18 protein-coding genes and 1 tRNA gene are annotated in these 19796 nt (G+C 43.0%); 11 read left to right on the forward strand and 8 right to left on the reverse strand.

The genetic code is table 11. The annotated features are described in order from the left end of the window. Positions 1-62: 62 nt before the first annotated feature. Complete coding sequence (locus DIU38_RS02090) at positions 63-485, forward strand: hypothetical protein (RefSeq protein ID WP_146750399.1); 423 nt, start codon at positions 63-65, stop codon at positions 483-485. A 150-nt stretch (positions 486-635) separates the two neighbouring features. Here DIU38_RS02090 and DIU38_RS02095 read toward each other — a convergent pair whose 3' ends face one another. Both DIU38_RS02095 and DIU38_RS02100 read right to left on the reverse strand, forming a co-directional pair. Then, complete coding sequence (locus tag DIU38_RS02095) at positions 636-998, reverse strand: hypothetical protein (protein WP_112652910.1); 363 nt, start codon at positions 996-998, stop codon at positions 636-638. Positions 999-1019: 21 nt separating this feature from the next. Continuing rightward, entirely contained in the window at positions 1020-1622 is a 603-nt protein-coding gene (locus DIU38_RS02100) for a DUF998 domain-containing protein (protein WP_112652911.1), read from the reverse strand. A 269-nt stretch (positions 1623-1891) separates the two neighbouring features. On the opposite strand from DIU38_RS02100, the gene DIU38_RS02105 reads away from it, so the two are divergent. Beyond that, positions 1892-2941, forward strand: a complete 1050-nt coding sequence (locus DIU38_RS02105) for a quinone-dependent dihydroorotate dehydrogenase (protein WP_112652912.1) — start codon at positions 1892-1894, stop codon at positions 2939-2941. Between the two features lie 245 nt (positions 2942-3186). Here the strand turns inward: DIU38_RS02105 and DIU38_RS02110 are convergent, their stop codons facing one another. From DIU38_RS02110 to DIU38_RS02120, 3 genes are all read right to left on the reverse strand, one after another. Further along, positions 3187-3360 carry a spore protein gene (locus DIU38_RS02110; protein WP_090527770.1) on the reverse strand — a complete coding sequence of 58 codons (174 nt, stop codon included), beginning with the start codon at positions 3358-3360 and terminating at the stop codon, positions 3187-3189. Positions 3361-3390: 30 nt separating this feature from the next. Beyond that, positions 3391-3461, reverse strand: a tRNA-Cys gene (locus DIU38_RS02115). 46 nt (positions 3462-3507) lie between these two features. Further along, positions 3508-4257 (reverse strand): TrmH family RNA methyltransferase, encoded by a 750-nt coding sequence (locus DIU38_RS02120; RefSeq protein ID WP_112652913.1) that lies wholly within the window; start codon positions 4255-4257, stop codon positions 3508-3510. On the opposite strand from DIU38_RS02120, the gene tamL reads away from it, so the two are divergent. Continuing rightward, positions 4248-6608: a translocation and assembly module lipoprotein TamL gene (tamL, locus tag DIU38_RS02125; protein ID WP_112652914.1), complete on the forward strand. Its 2361-nt coding sequence runs from the start codon at positions 4248-4250 to the stop codon at positions 6606-6608. The genes DIU38_RS02120 and tamL overlap by 10 nt on opposite strands. Positions 6609-6756: 148 nt before the next feature. Here tamL and DIU38_RS02130 read toward each other — a convergent pair whose 3' ends face one another. Further along, complete coding sequence (locus DIU38_RS02130; RefSeq protein ID WP_091175120.1) at positions 6757-7290, reverse strand: hypothetical protein; 534 nt, start codon at positions 7288-7290, stop codon at positions 6757-6759. A 66-nt stretch (positions 7291-7356) separates the two neighbouring features. After that, positions 7357-7854 carry a TspO/MBR family protein gene (locus DIU38_RS02135; RefSeq protein WP_112652915.1) on the reverse strand — a complete coding sequence of 166 codons (498 nt, stop codon included), beginning with the start codon at positions 7852-7854 and terminating at the stop codon, positions 7357-7359. Between the two features lie 158 nt (positions 7855-8012). Between DIU38_RS02135 and DIU38_RS02140 the strand changes: the two genes are divergently transcribed. From DIU38_RS02140 to DIU38_RS02170, 7 genes are all read left to right on the forward strand, one after another. Then, on the forward strand, positions 8013-8372 hold the full coding sequence (locus DIU38_RS02140; protein ID WP_112652916.1) for a cupin domain-containing protein: 360 nt from the start codon (positions 8013-8015) through the stop codon (positions 8370-8372). Positions 8373-8494: 122 nt separating this feature from the next. Beyond that, positions 8495-9268, forward strand: a complete 774-nt coding sequence (locus tag DIU38_RS02145; RefSeq protein WP_112652917.1) for an SGNH/GDSL hydrolase family protein — start codon at positions 8495-8497, stop codon at positions 9266-9268. A 201-nt stretch (positions 9269-9469) separates the two neighbouring features. Continuing rightward, positions 9470-11392: a ribosomal protection-like ABC-F family protein gene (gene abc-f, locus DIU38_RS02150; protein ID WP_091175129.1), complete on the forward strand. Its 1923-nt coding sequence runs from the start codon at positions 9470-9472 to the stop codon at positions 11390-11392. A 555-nt stretch (positions 11393-11947) separates the two neighbouring features. Then, complete coding sequence (locus tag DIU38_RS02155; protein WP_112652918.1) at positions 11948-13198, forward strand: type IX secretion system plug protein; 1251 nt, start codon at positions 11948-11950, stop codon at positions 13196-13198. Positions 13199-13882: 684 nt separating this feature from the next. Next, complete coding sequence (locus DIU38_RS02160; RefSeq protein WP_112652919.1) at positions 13883-14962, forward strand: AAA family ATPase; 1080 nt, start codon at positions 13883-13885, stop codon at positions 14960-14962. A gap of 283 nt (positions 14963-15245) precedes the next feature. Then, entirely contained in the window at positions 15246-16217 is a 972-nt protein-coding gene (locus DIU38_RS02165) for a DUF6371 domain-containing protein (protein ID WP_112652920.1), read from the forward strand. A 500-nt stretch (positions 16218-16717) separates the two neighbouring features. Beyond that, positions 16718-17629 carry an IS982 family transposase gene (locus DIU38_RS02170; protein WP_112653556.1) on the forward strand — a complete coding sequence of 304 codons (912 nt, stop codon included), beginning with the start codon at positions 16718-16720 and terminating at the stop codon, positions 17627-17629. 7 nt (positions 17630-17636) lie between these two features. On the opposite strand, the gene DIU38_RS02175 is transcribed toward DIU38_RS02170, so the two are convergent. Further along, positions 17637-17879: a GIY-YIG nuclease family protein gene (locus tag DIU38_RS02175; RefSeq protein WP_317131823.1), complete on the reverse strand. Its 243-nt coding sequence runs from the start codon at positions 17877-17879 to the stop codon at positions 17637-17639. 358 nt (positions 17880-18237) lie between these two features. On the opposite strand from DIU38_RS02175, the gene DIU38_RS02180 reads away from it, so the two are divergent. After that, positions 18238-19329: an SH3 domain-containing protein gene (locus DIU38_RS02180; RefSeq protein ID WP_112652614.1), complete on the forward strand. Its 1092-nt coding sequence runs from the start codon at positions 18238-18240 to the stop codon at positions 19327-19329. Positions 19330-19796 lie beyond the last annotated feature (467 nt).

The raw sequence follows: 19796 nt of genomic DNA on the forward strand, positions 1-19796 counted from the left end.
TTTACAACTTATTGTAGCAAAGCCATGTGCTGTACCGTAAGGTATCTTATAAACCCATAATTATGAAAATTATCCTGTTAGCAGCATCCGTAATTTTATTATGTAGTATAACCGCCTGTAATAAAAGCGACCTTCCGGGGCCGGGCAGCAACAGTATAGTTGGCAAATGGCGCTGGGTAAAATCAGTTGGCGGTATTGGCGGCTTTACCGTTACGCCACAAAGCAGCGGCTACAATATTCGAAATGAATTTTATGCAGACAGCAGTTTCAAAAGGTTCCAAAACAACGTGCTACAGATTAGCGGCAATTTTCGCACTACTCCAAACTATCAATATAGCCCAACAGAAAAGGCAGACATATTATTGATCTCAGGGCCTACGCTTGATACTCGCCCGGTTTCATACCTCATAAGGCACGATACGCTTTACCTGAACGAGATTTATATAGCCGATGGGTATAATGAGGTATATGTACGGATGAAATAATTGCCGTTACTCCCCCCGGCACCGCTATGCTCGTTACCTCCTCTCTAAATAAGCATAAAGAGAGGAGGTGTTTTTTTGCCCTCTTTGCAACGCAGAGAAGAACACCGACGGGGTGCGTAAACTATAAACTACGCTCACCCTATATAATAGTTACTTAGCGTAATGCCCTATCTTCATCATATCCCGTACGGCACTCGCTAATGAAATCTTTTCGTTATTATCAAGTTCCTTTTTCTTTTCGCCGTCATTAAACTGATAGGTAATACGCCCGTTGTAATCGCTTTCGGCACTTATTTCAAAGTCATTGTTTTTGTATTTCACCTTCCCATTGGGCGAGATCCTGCTGATGCCTGTGCTATCAGCAGTAAAATACACGTGCCCCCAGTATTCAATCCGCCTCTCCCTGCCATCAGCATTTTCGGAAATCACTGTATGCCTTCCACCTATGTGGCAGGCATCTAATAAGGCTATCAAACCTATGACAACCAATACATAACCTAATAATTTTTTCATGTTGTTGTTTTTTAATGTTGATTATTTTAATTGATGCTGCTCTTTGGCGTTGAGCAGTTTTATAAAGCAGGAGCCGAGCGATATAAACCAAACCGACCAACCCAGGTGGGCCAATCTTTGAATAAGCCCGGTATAATTGTTTTGAATGGTAGCTGAAGGAATGAAGCGGATAAAGATGAGCAGCATAATACCCAGGCTTAATAGCGAAAGTTTCCTGATCTGCCTAAACTCCTCTCCCCGCCATAAAATAGCAGATAGCAGCGCACCGATATAAAGCGTCAAAAACACCGGCCCGGATGCCGAATGCAGCGGGTTGCCTGCGTGAAATATAGCCGCCCAGCCAAACATGATAGGGAAACCTATCACCCCAAACACGGGCAGGATATTAAGCTGCAACTGGCTGCACGCAATAAACAGGCCCGCCATAAAAAACACACTGAGCACTGTATTAAGCAGCGTAAATGTTTCCATCAACGTTTCAGATTTTGTGCCGATAGCGCCGAGCTCACTGATAGTATTGCTGAAATGATTGTAATTACCATGCACAAACCCACAAACAATGGTTGAAAGCCAAAATATAATGGGAATAATGATGCCTGTATATAGGAGCGGTTTAGTATCCATTTTAATAATATTTCAGATTGTTTTAGTTCGATTAAAACAAAGGTAATATTAAACATGGTACTATACAATACATAGTACTATGTTTTTTAATTTATTTTCCAAGACTGTTTAATGGCTTGGCCGAATGTGTTAGTTTAAAAATGGATTGATGCACTTCGCCCTTGTCAGGCAGGGAGGAGGAAACACAGCGTAATATCACAGAGATGAAACAGAAGCCGGTTATACCCATACATTTATTCACCGTCGCAAAAATGTGCTAACTTCGCGGCATGTATCAGTTGATAAAACCCATCCTGTTTAAGTTCGATCCGGAAAAAGTGCATTACTTTGTTACCCGCAACCTCAAACGCTTTAATCGTTTTCCGGGCGGTGCATCGTTAAGTAAAGCGATGTGGGATGTAAAAGATCCAAAGCTTGAACGCGAGGTTTTTGGCCTGAAATTCAGGAACCCGGTTGGCCTGGCTGCGGGTTTTGATAAAAACGCCGAAATGATGGGCGAAATGGCCAACCTTGGTTTCGGTTTTGTTGAGATTGGCACTGTTACACCGCTGCCCCAACCTGGTAACGAAAAGCCACGCATGTTCCGCCTGCCGGCAGATAGCGCGCTTATTAACCGCATGGGTTTCAATAATTTTGGTGTAGACATAGCTGCCGAACGAATAGCCACCTTCAGGCGCGATCCGAAAAATATCAACAAACAACTGATCATTGGTGGCAATATCGGTAAAAACAAGGTTACCCCTAACGAGGATGCTGTTAGTGACTACATTAAATGCTTCGACCGTCTGTTTGATGTAGTTGATTATTTTGTAGTGAACGTAAGCTCACCCAATACCCCGGGTTTGCGCGCCCTGCAGGAAAAAGACCCTCTGATGGAAATTCTGAATACATTACAGCAACGCAATAATAAAGACGGTATCAGCAGACCTATCCTGCTAAAAATAGCACCAGATTTGACAGATTCCCAACTGGATGATATTGTTGACATCGTGCAGCAAACAGGTATAGCCGGGGTAATAGCCACTAATACCACTATCAGCCGGGAAAACCTTTCATCTCCATCGAAATTAAAAGAAGAAACCGGCGGTTTGAGTGGTAAGCCACTTACCCAACGCTCAACAGAAGTTATTGCTTATCTGCATAAAAAATCTAACGGATCATTCCCAATCATCGGAGTAGGAGGGATTCACTCTGCGGAGGATGCCATTGAGAAACTAAACGCGGGTGCTTCATTGGTACAATTGTATACCGGTTTTATTTATGAAGGACCTGGCTTGATTGGCAGGATCAATAAAAAAATTCTAAACCATGATTTTTAGGATTTGAGGATTGCCCTGAAAGATACATTTTGATGCCGAATATTCCGTTTCCGTGTCCTCACGGAAACGTTAACGCCTTTTAAGAACGATATTTTGTCTGAACCCGTAAGGGCGTAGGCTTTGGAAGAAGATATCAAGCCCATCCTCAAATCCCGAAAATCATGGTTCAAAATCATGCCTAAACAAAAAAGCCCCGCCGGAAACCGGCAGGACTTTAAATTTTTTTCTTCCGATGAAAGAGAGAATTATTTGCCTAATGCGATATCTAAAGCTGCATTGTTTTTAGCTATCTGGCTGTGTTTTGACTCAGCAGAACGGCTTCCGTATTCAAGGTTAGTAGCCAGTTTCAAGAACTGTACTTCTAAGCGTGAAAAAGTTTTATTTCTCCTGTCTTTTCTTTTTAAACGAGTAACGCCCATTGTCTTTTATTTTAAATTTTTTTAACCCTGAGGTCGGAAGCGGATTCGAACCGCTGTAAAAGGTTTTGCAGACCTCTGCCTAGCCACTCGGCCATCCGACCCTTTTTTAAGGACTGCAAAGATAGTAATTATTTTTAGCGGGCAAATTTATTTGAACGAATTTCTTTTTATTTCTGAACATAATATGGCTGTGGCTATGGCTACATTTAATGATTCGGCATAACCTACCCGGGGTATAGTTACTTTTTTATTTATTAACTGCTGTATTTCAGGGCGTAAGCCATTACCCTCGTTGCCCATAGCCAGTAAACCTTCATAGCCGAAATTGGTGCTGTAGATATTTTCGCCATCGAGCATGGCACCAAATAAAGGAAGCTTTATTTCGGGGAGGATAGTTGTTAAATCGCCGTAATGCACATTTACCCGTGCTAATGAGCCCATGGTAGCCTGCACCACTTTGGGGTTATAAACATCAACGGTATCATCTGAGCAAATAATATCGGTAACGCCAAACCAGTCGGCCGTGCGGATAATGGTGCCCATATTGCCGGGGTCCTGCACCCCATCAAGTACCAGCGAGAACTTGTTTTTCAGTAAGTTATAATTTAATCGGGGCCATTTTGGTATTTTAATCAAACCAATTACATCCTGCGGGGTTTTCAAACTGCTGATCTTTTCCAGATCGGTCAATGAAATTTCCTGAAAATTTATTTTTCGGGATAAATTCATCATTTTTGGAGCAATTTCGGATGTATGGTATATAGCATCAACCTGGTATGCAGCGTTTACAAATTCAACAACTGATTTGTAACCCTCAACCAAAAACAAGCCATGCTCTTTACGGAATTTTTTATGTTGTAAGGATTTTAATAAACTGATCTGTGATTTTGAAAGCATATACTAAGCCTGCTGTTTACCGCCTTACAATATTAAGTATTTTACTGGTTATTATCGGTTCGGGCTGCAGCATTACCCGTGGCATCCGCAAAGACCAGACACTGGTGCGCAAAATTACTATAAAAGGTATTGACGAGCAATTTGCGGAAACCGCTATAAATTATGTGGATAAGGAGCAACAACCCAATAACTGGCTCAATCTGCAGTTGTACTATACTTTTAGCAATAAAGGTAAAAAAAATATAGGCGAAGCCCCTGTTGTTGTTGATAGTAACCTGATCGAGTACTCGCGTGTACAGATGGAAAAATACATCCGCAGCCGTGGTTACCTCAAAGCAAAGGTCACCGACAGTGTAGTGATAAAAAAGCAAAAGGCTGAGCTGATTTTTACTGCTAATGAGGGACCTATGTTCCGCATCCGCAAATTTACTGATAGCATTGCCGATAATAATATTAAAGCATTGTATAATGGTAACCGCAACAGGATATCACATATACAGCCGGGCGGCAGGTTTGACACTGATAGTTTAGCTTACGACCGCGATCAGCTCTATTTGCTGATGAAGCATAACGGCTACTACGACTTTTACAGGCAGTACATCAATTTTACCTATGATTCTACCTTTAACAGTAGTGTGGTTGATGTAAAAATGATTATTGATAACCCGGCGGGGAAAACACAGCACCCGGTTTATACTATCAACAATACATTAATTACGATATCAAACAGCCAGGGGCGTACGCCGGGTAAAGTTGATACGATACAGGTTGATTCACAATTCAGGTTTGTTGACTACTCAAAAAGGTTTAAACCCAGGGTAGTAACCGATTACGTTTTTCAGAAAAAAGGCGAAATATACGATATTGATAAGCAAACACGCACCACCACTCGCTTATCCGAATTAAATGTTTTCAGAAATGTGCCCAACCCTGTTTACGAAAAACTGAAGGATAGCTCTAACAGGCTTAATACCCGGATAGATATTGTGCCGCTTAAACGGATGAGTGACCGTGTAGAGGGTGAGGTGCTTTTTAGCGGCGGTCGTTTTGGTTATAACGTGGGTAATACTTTTACCGACAGGAATTTATTTAAACAGGCTGCTATATTGCAGCTAAAAGTTAACTGGAGTATCCTTTTTGATAATGGCAATACTGTTGGTAATGATCACAGCAGTATTCAAAACCAGGAGTTTAGGGTAGGGGCACAGCTTGTCTATCCGCGACTTTTGCTTCCGTTCAAATTTCCGTTTCTTGGTAAATTTGCGGTTCCGCACACCACGTTTTCATCAAACTATTCATTGTTTTACCAAAAAGATTTGGTTAAGCGCGAAAGTTTTATCAATTCCATCACTTACGACTTTTTTGATACGCCGTATAAAACGCATACCATTACACCCATTAACATTGAGTTTTCGAGAGGTATAATTGATCCGGCTGCAAGGGCGGCGCTGCTTGCTCAAAACAGGTACTCCTATGTTTATTTAATCGGGCGTACGGTTTTCACATCCGGTAGCCAATACACTTACCAGGTTAACGCCATAAAGCTTAATGGTTATGAAAACTTTACCTATTTCCGGGGGAGTTTAGATATTGGCGGAAATTTTCTTAACCTGGTTAGCAATCTAACAAATGCTCCTAAAGATACTCTTGGGCAACACAAGCTTTTTGGATATACCTTTGCGCAGTATACCAAAGTTGAGCTTGATACGCGCATCTACCGAAATTTTGGCGGCGAAAAACAATTTGTTTTCCGCATAAACCCGGGTATAGGCATCGCTTACGGTAATAGCAATCAGCTTATTTTTGAAAAGAATTTTTACGCAGGCGGGGCCAATGATATCAGGGCCTGGCTGCCGCGCACATTAGGCCCGGGGCAATTTAACCGCGCTTCATTTTATGGAACTGATGTTAATACCCGTGCCCGCTTGAAATATCTTGATCAATTTGGCGAGATCAAATTTATTACCAATGCCGAGTACCGGTACCTGTTGGCAAATAACTTTTTTGGTGCAAAACTTAAAGGTGCGGTTTTTGTTGATGCCGGGAATGTGTGGCGCTTGCATGACGAGCCTGATAACCCCAACGGGCAGTTTAAACTGAACAATTTTTTAAGCTCAACGGCTGTAGGTATTGGCACTGGGTTGAGGTTTGATTTAAGTTTCTTCGTTTTTAGACTCGATGCAGCCTTTAAACTAAAAGACCCGCAATTTAGCGGAGCTAACCAATGGGTGCTGATTAACCATGCCGGCGAACTGTTTAGCAAAGGTTCATTCAAACAAGCTTACAAAGCAGCCAACGGAGAAGATTACAACTTTATGCAGTTGAACTTTGGTATTGGATTACCTTTTTAAAATTTTTAGGTAAAAGGATAAAGGTGAAAGGCAAAAGGTAGCTGTAGCTTTACGTTTGCATCTGTTTTTAAACCTTTTACTTTTCGTTTTGCTTTCACCTCTCCCTAAAAAAACTTTAACCTTTCGCCTTTGACCTTTTACCTTCCTTCTAAAACATATTCTTCAACCCGTCAATAATGCTTTCAAAAAAGGTTGGGATACTTAATCCGTTATGGTAGTTGAAATACAGGAAGATACAAAATATTACTACAGCAATAATGATGAACCGCTTAAACATATAAGCCAGTAACACCAGTAAAAGAGGGATAGCTATCAGTAATACCCAGCTGATATGGAATGGACTTAGTTTACTGTCGTGCTTGTAAATGTAGTATAGTATGGCGTGTGTGCCGGAATCGTTCATGTGTTTGGCGTACAGGAAGGTTGAACGATCAAGCTTGTGGCGGTAAAAAGCCGTGCCTTTGTCAAACTTAAGTTCTTCGGTAAAACCATTCATTACAAAGGTAAAAACGCCGTTTACATTTTCCTGTATCACGCCTGCCGTATCGGTTGCAACTACAGCTACCTCGTCAACCGCAAAGGGGTTTTCTTTAACTACAAAGTTGTTGATAGCGGTTTTATCGGCAAATGCAAAGCTGTGCGCCGCTGTAATAAGGCAAAAAATAAGTAAAAGTTTTTTCATGGCTTGATAGAGAGATTCTTTATCGGTGCTGTAATTATCTGCAATAAAAATAGTGTTTTTTATGAGCTATCGGTTAAGGAAATAAATACTCATGTTAAGTATGCTGGCAAAGCTTACCCATAATAAATAGGGCACAAGCAGCCACGAAGCAGTACGGCTAAATTTATTAAACCAGTTAATGTTTACCACAATACTGAGCCACAGTAAAATGATTACAACCGCAGCGGCGGCTATTTGATGCATGCCAAAGAATACTATCGACCACGAAAAATTTAAAATGAGCTGAATAAAGTATATCGAACGGGCAATAATGTAAACCGGCTTACGGCTGCGGTGTTTCCATACAAGATAAGCGGCGGTCGCTATCATAATATAAATTGCAGTCCATACCGGTGCAAACAGCCAGGGTGGTGGGTTAAACGATGGCTTTTTGAGTGTGCTATACCAGCCGGCAATTTCGGGCCGGGTTACCAGTGAGGCAACAAAACCAATAAATAATACAATCAGCAAACTGATGAGGTATGGGAAAAATTGAAAACGTTTGGTAGATACAGCTACGGACATAATATTATCTGAACCCTTAAAGGAAGCCTAAGTTTTACTGTGAATGAATAATCTTTAAAACTAAATAAAATAAACATTAATGCTCAATAAAGCAACTGTTTTGCAATAAATACACAATGGGCAGGTAGTATTAACAGTTAAATGTTAGTTTAGCCTGTATGATAAAAGCCTACAGGTTATATACCGGTGATGATGGTCATTCACATATACAAAAAGGGATGGTTGATTTAGGGACACTTAATGAGGCCCTTGCGGTTAGGTTTCAGGAATCGGAACCGCATGCATTTTATGATTACCATAATGCCCCTACAAATCAGTACGTGATAACCCTTACCGGTACGCTTGAATTTGAAACCTATCCCGGCGAAAAATTTATACTTAAGCCTGGCGAAATACTGATAGCGCAGGATACTACGGGAACTGCGCACAAATGGCGGTTGATGGATGATGAGCCCTGGAAACGGGTGTATGTTACTTTTGATCCGGCAAAGCCGATAAATTTTGTGGCTGATAAATAAGAACCGTTGCTGCAGTAGTGATGCACGTAATATTCCTTTTACAAATACTGGTACAAAACCCAACAAAATTTTGATAGTTACACTAAATCAGTATTTTCGGCAAATACCTTTATAATCCTCAAATGAAAGATACCAAACAAAACTACCGTCGTCATTTTTTAAAAACCACTGCTGTAGGCACGCTTGCAGCTATGGGCATACCATCAATTGTTTCATCGGCTTTAGCTGCCGAAAAACCTGCAAAAAAGCTAACTTTTAACCAGGGCGATGTAGTGCTTTTTCAGGGCGACTCCATTACCGACTGGGGGCGTGACCATAGCAAAACCGAACCAAATACTACCAGTGCTTTAGGTTCGGGCTATGCCTTGCTAACTGCTTCACAACTGCTGCTTAAACATGCTGATAAAGGTTTGAAGATTTACAATAAAGGTATCAGCGGCAATAAAGTATATCAGCTTGCCGAGCGCTGGGATATCGATTGCCTTGCCCTTAAACCAAACATACTGAGCATTCACATAGGCGTGAATGACTTTTGGCATACCCTTACCAGTGGTTACAAAGGCACAATAGATACTTATATCGCCGATTACAGGGCGTTGCTTACCCGTACCAAACAAGCCCTGCCCGATATTAAACTGGTGATCTGCGAGCCCTTCGCCGAAAAAAATGTGAAAGCTGTTGATGATAAATGGTATCCTACATTTGATTTGTTCCGCAAAGCTGCTAAAGATATTGCTGCAGAGTTTGATGCGGTATTTGTGCCTTACCAATCGGCATTTGACAAAGCCGAGCAAACAGCACCAGCCACCTATTGGAACCTTGATGGTGTACACCCCAGTGTAGCCGGCGAAGCCCTTATGGCACAAACATGGTTAAAAGCGGTGGGAGCCTTATAAGAAGCTTAAAGCCGAAGGCTTAAGGCTCAAAGCTTTTAATATCCTATAGCATGCTTAAGCTGTCAGGGATTAAAGGCTTTGAGCTTTTTGCCTTAAGCTCATAAGAAGCTATCAGCTTTCCACTTTCTGCTTTAAGCTTCAAAATGCTTTCAGCTTTGAGCCTTCGGCTTTAAGCTCAAAAAACAGTATCTTTGCGCGTAAATGATTGCTATAAATAACCTTACGTTCGAGATTGGTGCGCGGGCTCTTTATGATGAAGCCAACTGGCATATTAAACCCGGTGAAAAAATTGGTTTAATTGGTGCCAACGGTACAGGTAAAACTACCCTTTTAAAAATTATTGTAGGCGACTATAAGCCTACCTCCGGAACTGTTTCAATGGCTAAGGACCTTACCATGGGTTACCTTAACCAGGATCTACTTTCTTATTCATCTGATAAAAACATTGTGCATGTGGCAATGGAAGCCTTTGAGCGCCAAAACCAACTGCACGACGAGATCGAGAACCTGCTTAAAAAGCTGGAAACGGATTATAGCGAAGAATTGTTAAATAAACTGAGCGACAAGCAGCACGAGTTTGAACTGCTTGACGGTTACAATATCGAATATAAAGCCCATGAGATTTTAGCCGGTTTGGGTTTTAGTGATGAGGATTGCAAACGCAAGCTGAGTACCTTTTCGGGCGGTTGGCGCATGCGTGTAATGCTGGCCAAGATCCTGTTGCAGGCACCCGATATCCTGCTGCTGGATGAGCCTACCAACCACCTTGACTTACCGTCTATACAATGGCTGGAAGATTACCTGAAATCATTCCCTGGTGCTATCATCATCGTATCGCACGACAGGTGGTTCCTGGATAAAGTAATCAATCGTACGGTTGAATCGAGGAAGGGCAAGTTGACCGTTTACGCAGGTAATTATTCTTTCTATCTCGAAGAAAAAGCCCTGCGTGAAGAAATTCAGCGTGGCGAGTTTAAAAATCAGCAATCAAAAATTAAACAGGAAGAGCGTTTGATCGAGCGTTTCCGTGCCAAAGCTTCTAAGGCTAAAATGGCGCAGTCCCGCATCAAAATGCTGGATAAAATGGAGCGTATTGACGATGTGGATGACGATAATCCATCCGTTAACTTCGCTTTCCGTTTCAGCAAACAGTCGGGTAGGCACGTGATCACTTTAGAGGATATCACCAAAAAATACCCTGCTATCGATATTCTTGACCACGCCGAAGCTGTAATTGAAAAAGGTGATAAAATTGCACTCATCGGTGCCAACGGTAAAGGTAAATCAACCCTGTTGCGCATTATTGCATCTGCCGATAAAGATTACACTGGTACGGTAACCACTGGCCATAACGTAACTACTACATTTTTTGCCCAGCACCAGCTGGAATCTTTACACCTCGAAAATCAGATATTGCAGGAACTGCAATCATTTGCACCTAAGCATACAGATACCGAGCTGCGTACCATTTTAGGTTCGTTTTTGTTTACCGGTGATGACGTTTTCAAGAAGATCAAGGTGCTATCGGGTGGTGAAAAATCACGTGTAGCACTGGCTAAGGCGCTTACTGCCGATGCCAACTTCCTGGTACTGGATGAGCCTACTAACCACCTGGATATGCAGTCGGTTAATATCCTGATCCAGGCGCTTGACCAGTATGAGGGTACTTTCATTGTGGTATCGCACGACAGGTATTTCCTTGATAACGTAGCCAACAAGATTTGGTTTATCGAAGATCAGAAGATCAAGATTTATCCGGGTACTTATGCAGAGTTTGATGAATGGTATGCCAAACGTAAACTGGAGCCCAAAGCTGCCGCGCCGGCACCTCAACCCAAAAAAGAAGAGAAAAAGCCAGAGCCTGTTAAACAGCCTCAAGGCGAAAATAAGCATCAGCAATTAAAGAAACTGAACCAGGACCTGGCCAAAATGGAGCAGCAAATCGCCGACCTCGAAAAAGAGGTAAAGCACTTTGAAACCCAGTTGGCCGACGAAAAAATATACAGCGATAACGGCAAACTAAAACAAACCAATGCTGCCTATAGCGCTAAACAAACCGAACTGAAACAAATGCAGGACAAATGGGAAGCACTGGCCGAGCAGATTTTGGAGTTGGAATCGTAGGGTAAAAAAATAACGTCATCCCGAACTTGTTTCGGGAACCCACAGGACAAGCCGCATGAAGTATACTTAGCAAGTGGGGTGCTGAAACAAGTTACCCATGACATAATTAAAAAATGGGTGTCATGCTGAACTTGTTTCAGCACCCCACTTGCAAGGCCGCTTGCATAGCCGCTCAGCGCGTGGGATCCCGAAATAAATTCGGGATGACAGGTAGTGTAAATGTCATTTCACCTTCAGAGGCCACCGGATTTAAACACTCAGCATGACGGATGGCGGAGATATCATTTTAACGTCCCATCAGGGTCTCTCGCAGAGGACCCTGATGTATACGCAATGCAAGACCGCCCTGTATAGCATGCGATTGCCACGCTATCGCTCGCAATGACATGGTTATTTTGACATGATAATATAATCCCCGTCATTGCGAGGTACGAAGCAAATCCCCTATTAGCAGAGCAACCATGCAAGTTTCTCTGTACAGTTCGCGATTGCTTCGTTCCTCGCAATGACGGTTTTAAGTGTAATATGATATTTCAACCGAATTAACAGGTTTATATGAAAAAGCTTTACATCATCCTCTTCATCCTCCTGTCACTAAACTCCTTCGCCCAATCACCCTACAACAACAACGTTTACTCGCCGGCTATAAAAAGCGTGGAGTTTTATAATACTGCCAAGCAGGGCACTTTCCCGGTTATTAATTTGGGGACTGATGAAAAGGTGCTGTTAACCTTTGATGACCTGCGCGGGGGGAGTCGTAATTACTATTATACCATTGAGCATTGCGATGCCAACTGGAACTCGTCAAACCTTTCATCTGCCGAATACCTGCAAAGCTTTACCGACGACCGGCTGTACAATTACAGCTACTCAACCGGTACCATGCAAAAATATACCCATTATGAAATTTCGTTGCCCAACAATAACATCGCCCCCAAAATATCGGGCAACTATGTGCTGAAGGTTTATGAAGATGGCGATCAAAGCAAAATGGTGCTTACCCGCCGCTTGTACGTGCTGGGCAAACGCGTTTCGATAGCTGCCGATCTGGTAGCTTCGGCCAATAATGCCACCCGGCAAACCAATCAAAAAATCAATTTTACGGTTGATTATTCGGGCCTTGTTGTGCAAAACCCGGCTTATGCTTTACGTACTTTTATTATGCAAAACGCCCGTACCGAAACGGCTGTGCTTAACGGGCAGCCAACCTATATCCGTGGTTCGCAGTTAATTTATAATGATGTAAGCGTTAATGATTTCCCCGGCCGTAATGAGTTCAGGCTGTTTGATACGCGTACGCTCAAGCTTAATTCGCAAAGGGTAGCCAAAATTTATAAGGATTCTACCAACGTTGTTGTACTGCTTGGCGACCCCGTGCGCGACCAGCCCAACTACATTTTTCAGTATGATAACGACGGCAAGTTTTACATCCTGAATAATGATGGTACCACGCCAGCCACCGATGCGGATTACGCGCATGTATACTTCACCCTATCAACCAATAAAGACCCTAAAGAGGGCAGCCCATATGTAGTTGGCCAGTTTAATAATTACCGGCTTGATGATAGCAACAAGCTGCACCCGCTTGATAATGGCAGGTACACCGTAAACATGCTGCTAAAACAAGGCGTTTATGATTATGAATACGTTTGGGTGGATGCCAAAACCGGCAAAGCTGATGATATCCCTTTTGAAGGCAGTCACTTTGAAACCGAAAACGAATACCAGGTGCTTACCTATTATCGCCCCCCCGCAGCCCGTTGGGATGAGCTGGTGGGTTTCAGGGAATTGGTGACGAAGAGGTAGATGCCCCACCTAAATCCTCTCCAGAGGAAAGCAACTCATGAGGGCAACAAGGTGGCAAAGTGGTAACCATCAGCTCCACCTCGCAATGACGTGATTGTAAGTTGTTGATTATTAAAGGTGATTTTAGTTTTTAATTATAATATGGGCGTTGCCTCCGGCCCGGGCTGTACGCTCATACTGCACAAGGCCTTAGCCACAGGCCGGTATCCGCTCCCATCCCTAACGCAGTCCCGTGCTCCATTTCCTGAATCTCTTTTATGTCCGTTGTCCGTCCGTCCCCCTGTGTCCCATCCCTTAAAAACATACGGACAATCAGTATTTTCTCATTTATTCTTCAGTAATTCTTTATTTTAAAGAAATTTCTGTATAATTGTATCGAAAATAAACCTCCGGGCAATTTTGCCCCTTTTTAGGTTTGTCCGCAGCCTGTCCGTAAATACATGGACACACCCTTGCGGACGGACGCACACAAAGCATAGCAATTGCACAGGCAGCTACCGGTAAGGTAGTGGTCAAAGCCCTTTATCTAAATAGGCTATTGGAGGGGTATTTTTTAATCCTGCGGATTGGTTTGTTGTGAGTGGTTGATTAGGTGGGTAGTTGTACGAGAAGATAAAACAACCATTCACTCAATCAACCAAATCAACCATTCATCAATAACCAACCATTCACCAAACAAATAACATGATAACACAAAATTTAAACAACAGCACTGCAACGTGCATTACCGCAGGCTCACTGGCACAACAAAGCCTGCAACAAATGGATGAGCAACAATTGCCCCAAAACAATGATGATGTACTGATGGTAAGGCATGCCGACCATTGGATGGCCGAAGCCCACGAAAGGGCAATCCCTTTAATGCTTTTTGGTAAATTTTGGCACCAGGGCGAAGTATGTATCCTTTTTGCCGATAGTAACCTGGGCAAAAGTATTGTAGCCGTACAGGTTGCTGATGGTGTAAGTAAAGGTTCGGGTAAATATCCTTTTGATGTGGAAGCACCCGCACAACCGGTTTTATACTGCGATTTTGAACTTACCGATAAGCAGTTTGAAGCCCGCTACTCGGTAGATTACGAGTACCATTACCACTTTGGCAAAAACTTTTACCGTGCCGAGCTAAACCCCGATATGGAGCTACCTCACGAGTTTGCCGATTTCGACGATTACCTCATCTACTCGCTCGAGCGATCAGTTTTACAAACCGGGGCAAAGGTTTTGGTTATTGATAACCTAACCTATCTGCGCAGCGAAACCGAACGCGCCAAAGATGCCCTGCCTTTAATGAAACAGCTTAAGGCGCTTAAAAACAAGTATAACTTAAGCATACTGGTACTGGCCCACACCCCTAAGCGCGATATGGCACAACCCATTACCCGCAACGATTTGCAGGGCAGCAAAATGCTGATGAACTTTTGCGATAGCGCCTTTGCCATTGGCGAAAGCAAAACCGATGTAAACATGCGTTACCTTAAGCAAATAAAACAGCGCAACACCGAGCAGCTTTACGGCGAAGGTAATGTTTGCCTCTGTCAGATAGGTAAGCCCTATAACTTCCTCAAATATGAGTTTGTAAGCTTCGGCAAAGAGTGGGAGCAGCTAAGCCCCCAAAACGATCCCGAACAGGAGCAGATCATGGCCAATGCCAACGAGCTGAAACAACAAGGCCTAACTTTAAGGCAGATAGGGCAAAAGCTGGGCATATCGCACCAAAAAGCCGATAGGTTGCTTAAAGCCTACGCAAAACTAAACGCAAACGTTTAAATAGCTTGCAAGCGTCCGTCGTCCGTCCGTCTGCCGGTGTCACACTCTTTTCGGTGGACGGACAAGAGGGGAGTGAAGAGAGACTCAGGACATCAAGAAACAGGAGGGAAGATTTTTTTCCAGAGCAGCTATGCAAGCCAAGGCCCCGCGCGATTCCCTTCTTGAGAGGGGCGGGGGGCATCACTTTGCTATTTCGGTTGTATAAACACACCCTTGCTACTGCGCTTTCCCCACGCGCCCCTCTCAAGAGGGGAAATTAAAAACTCAAACCTCATCACCAACCATGAAATACCAGTTACAGCCCTACCAGGGCATGCAATCGCGCTATAGCTGCCCGGTTTGCAATCATCACAAATGCTTTGTACGTTACATTGATATCCAAACCGGGCAGCACCTTGCCCCGCATGTGGGCCGTTGCGGCAGGGAAGATAAATGCGGCTACCATTTAACACCCCGCAATTACTTCGCAACCCTGCCGGGTTACAAGCCTTACCAACCTAAACGCAGCAGGTACATGCCCGGCAAAAGCCCTGCGCAGCCCGCTGTAAACCCTGCACGCTCCCCCCGGCCCGAACCTAAATATATCATCAACCCCTATTGGGTATCGGCTACGTTATACAATTACCAGGATAACAACTTTGTACAGTACCTCATTAAACGTTTAGGGCGGGATATTACGCAAGCTGCTATTAAACGCTACCACATTGGCACGCATAACCATTGGCCGGGCGCATGTGTTTTTTGGCAGTACGATACCGAAGGCGATGTGCGCACCGGCAAAATAATGCTGTACAATAAAGAAACCGGCAAGCGCGTAAAAGTGCCCTTTAACCACATTACCTGGGCACACACCTTAGCCATAAAAGAGGCTGCCACCGCAGGCGATGATACCACTTTTATACTGCAACAATGCCTTTTTGGCGAGCATTTGCTCTCCGCCAATCCCGCAATGCCCGTAGCCATTGTCGAAAGCGAAAAAACGGCCATCATAGCCAGCGCCCTTATCCCCGACTTTATATGGCTGGCCAGCGGAAGCCTGCAAGGGCTAAACCCTGCTAAATGCGGCGTATTAAAAGGCCGCAGGGTGATGCTTTTCCCCGATGTTAACGCCTACGATAAATGGAAGCTAAAAGCCCGTGAGCTTCATACAGCACTGCCCAATACGGCTTTCTCCGTTTCGGCAGTGCTTGAAGATATAGCTACCGATGAGGATAGGCAAAATGGAATTGATATTGGAGATGTGGTAGGGTGGTAGATATTGTCCGCCTGTTGTCTGTAAGTACAGTGATACAGGTATACGGACGGACGGAAACTCACCACCACGTCATTGCACGAAGCAATCGCGAACTGTACAGGGCGGCCTTGCCCTGCCCTTCACCACCACGTCACTATAAGGCACGAAGCAAGAGCCCCTCACCATCCGTCATTGCGAAGCAATCGCGAACTTTACAGGGCAAACCTGCACCACCTCAAATAGCAATTAATCCTTTATTAAATCATCATACAAATCCCTCCATTCAGGATTTAGCTCATTGACAAGCTTAACCTTCATTTGCCTGTTTCCGCCTTTTAGGGCTTTTTCGGCAGCTATTGCTTCCTCAATATGGGAGTAAAATAGATAGTAAACTAACTTAACGTGAGTTCGGGATAACGAAAAGAAGATTATGGAAAAGATTTAGATATATAATAAATTGAATATCAATAAGTAAGCATATTTTATTATATTTAAGTGTCGAATCTAAATGATAACAATCTATGCTTACTTCTGATAAAATTATTGAAATTTTCGTTAAAGTGGATGACTTCTGCAAAGAATGTGAAGAACAAATCGCTAAACACAAGCTTGATGCAGGGAATTACAAGGTCAGAGATAGAAAAGCATCACTTGCGGACAGCGAGATCATTACTATCGTAATCGCTTTTCACAGTGGGCACTTCACCAACCTCAAGCATTTCTATATAACGCATATCTGCTCGCACTATAAAGATTTCTTTCCCGGGCTGGTGTCATATAATCGTTTTGTTGAATTGCAGCAACGGGTAGCTGTTCCGATGATGTTATTCCTGAAAACGCACTGCCTTGGACGTTCCAGGGGCATCAATTTTATAGATTCCACGCATATCAAAGTATGTCATAACCGGCGCATTCATAACCATAAAGTCTTTGCAGCGACAGCAGAAAGGGGGCAATGTTCCATAGGTTGGTTCTACGGGTTTAAACTACACCTCATCATTAATGATAAAGGGGAAATACTGTCTTTTTATCTTACCAAAGGCAATGTAGATGACCGCAATGTCAAATTGATGACTTCAATGACAGAAGAAATATTCGGGAAACTGTTTGGTGACAAGGGCTATATATCTAAAGCGCTGGCCGATCTGCTTTGGGGAAATGGTATCCAGATGATTACTAAGCCGCGCAAAAACATGAAGGACTTCAATATTTCACAAGCCGATAAGATCATGCTCAGAAAAAGAGCGATCATCGAATGTGTCTATGATGAATTAAAGAATATCTGCAAACTTCAGCATACCCGACACCGCTCCGTCAACAACTTCTTAATGAACATAATGGGGTCCCTTTGCGCTTACCACTTCTTCCCTAAAAAACCTTCCTTAAATATTGTTTTCGAGGAACAAGACAATCAATTGCTTTTAGCTGCTTAAACCGAACTCACGTTAACTTATTACAATTGTATTTAGCAGTAAAACTTTGCGGATAGGTTTTGTTTTTGTGATCGAATATTCTACCTATAATATCGGATGTTACCCCGGTGTATAACACGGAGTTATTTTTGTTGGTGATGATGTAAACACATCCGCCGCGTTGCATAACCATAAGCGTAATATTAAGGAAGATTTGTGTGTTCAGGAAGTTGAATTTTGAAAAACTTCCTGCTTTTTCACCACCCGTCATTGCGAGGGACGAAGCAATTGCGAACTGTGCAGGGCAAACGTGCAAAGCCCCCTCACCACCCCGTCATTGCGAGGCACGAAGCAATCGCGAGCTGTGCAGGGTGGCTTTAGTTAAAAAAAGTCACGAGTGCGCTACGCTTTTCCCAACGCTGCATACTCGCGCCAGTTGGGGGTTGCGTACTCGTGACCTTCACTTAAAAAGTCACGGAGTAGGCCATGCTTTTCCCAGAACTGCATACTCGCGCCAGTTTGGGGGATGTACGAAGCAACCGCAACCTAATTATTATATTTACAGAGAAAGTAAAGCTAATAGGCTGCTTTGTAAATTCTGACATAATACTAAACTTGATAAACTTGATATGCTTAAAGTTGAATATGCTAAACACGAAGATGATCAAACTTACTATTTAGTTGTAAATGATATCCCTTATTATCAGTCGAGTTATAATGATCGTACTTATAGGAGTGCTTATATAAACGAAATTGAATTAGGTGAACTTCTTGCATCTTATTCATCGAAAGAATTAAGCGAATTTTTTGATAGTCTCAATATGGGAGATTACGACTTTGATGCTTGGCCTCTTGGAGTTGATATATCCTTTTCATTTAAAAAAACATATAAAAGTTCAGACTATCCCAATTTTAACGTTGAATTAAATGTAGATACAGAAGATTGGGCAAGCGGATGGAGTATTAAAAGTTTTTCGGAGGCGCTAAAAATAATCATCAAAGATAGGGACAATAAAAATGTTAGATATTTCCAACTTGACGATGACTTCGTTAGTAACGGCTTGGGAATAGCCGTAGCAATTAATGATTTAGATACGCCAATTGGAACGTTGATAGATAACGCTTTCCCTGAATTTGAAAGTATTATAAATGATGCGAATCTTTATTTGGCATCTGTCGTGGATAATCAATCAGTAATTTCCTTTTTCAATTTTCCCGATTCGATAAAAGGTCCTTGTCAACAATATTTGATGTATTTTGCTCAGTTTCTTAAGGATTTAGGGATAGAAGCCGAAACAGAAATTAAAGAGCAAGCTCATTCTACTTTATTTAAAATAACACCTAACAATAAAGACGAAGCATTGGACAAAATTAAGGATGCTTTGGAAATTTATACAAATGCCCCTGCGTTAAATGACTTGCAATTTCAAGGTATGAATAACGGAGATATCGCTTTTATGCAACTTCAGGCAAATGTCATGCATTTAAAATCACAAATAATGCTTAATAACGCTGCTTTGCAGATGAAAGATGCCACTATTGAGGCTTTGCAGTTATCAAACTATCAGTTGAAAGCAATTGTAGTAGAAAGTAATGAGAAATTAAAGCAAGAAGAAGAAATTATACCCGGTATTATGTCAATAAAGAAATACGACGGCGAATGGTTTTCTTTGAATTTGCCGGAAATGTTAAATAGATTAAAGCGACGTTTTATCAAATAGACCTGCTATAGTATTAAGGATACCGTCCACCACCCGTCCCTAAACATGGTAACACAGGTATACGGACGGACGGAAAACGGGCTTGAGCGCAGGCATTGCGGGCAGGCAAGGCGAGGACTTGCAACGGAAAGCCCGGGCCGGAGGCAACGCCCGTGTTGAGAGGTTAGTGATTGGAGGTTAGTTGATTAAGGGGTTGGGTTATGCGAATCCTCCCTGTATAGTTCGCGATTGCATCGTGCCTCGCAATGACGTGATGGTGAGGGCGTAATGGCTATGCGGGATTACCCTGTACAGTTCGCGATTGCTTCGTGCCTCGCAATGACGGGTTGGAGATGAGGGTTGCAGGCGTCCGCCACCCGTCCATAAACATATTGACACAGGTACACGGACGGACGGAAAGCCATAGCACACAGGCCGCGTTAGGGATTGCAGTGTAAAGCCCACAGCGTGTGGAGGCCTTGCGGGGA

Source organism: Mucilaginibacter metallidurans (assembly GCF_003286435.2).
GTDB classification, from domain to species: Bacteria; Bacteroidota; Bacteroidia; order Sphingobacteriales; family Sphingobacteriaceae; genus Mucilaginibacter; species Mucilaginibacter gossypii.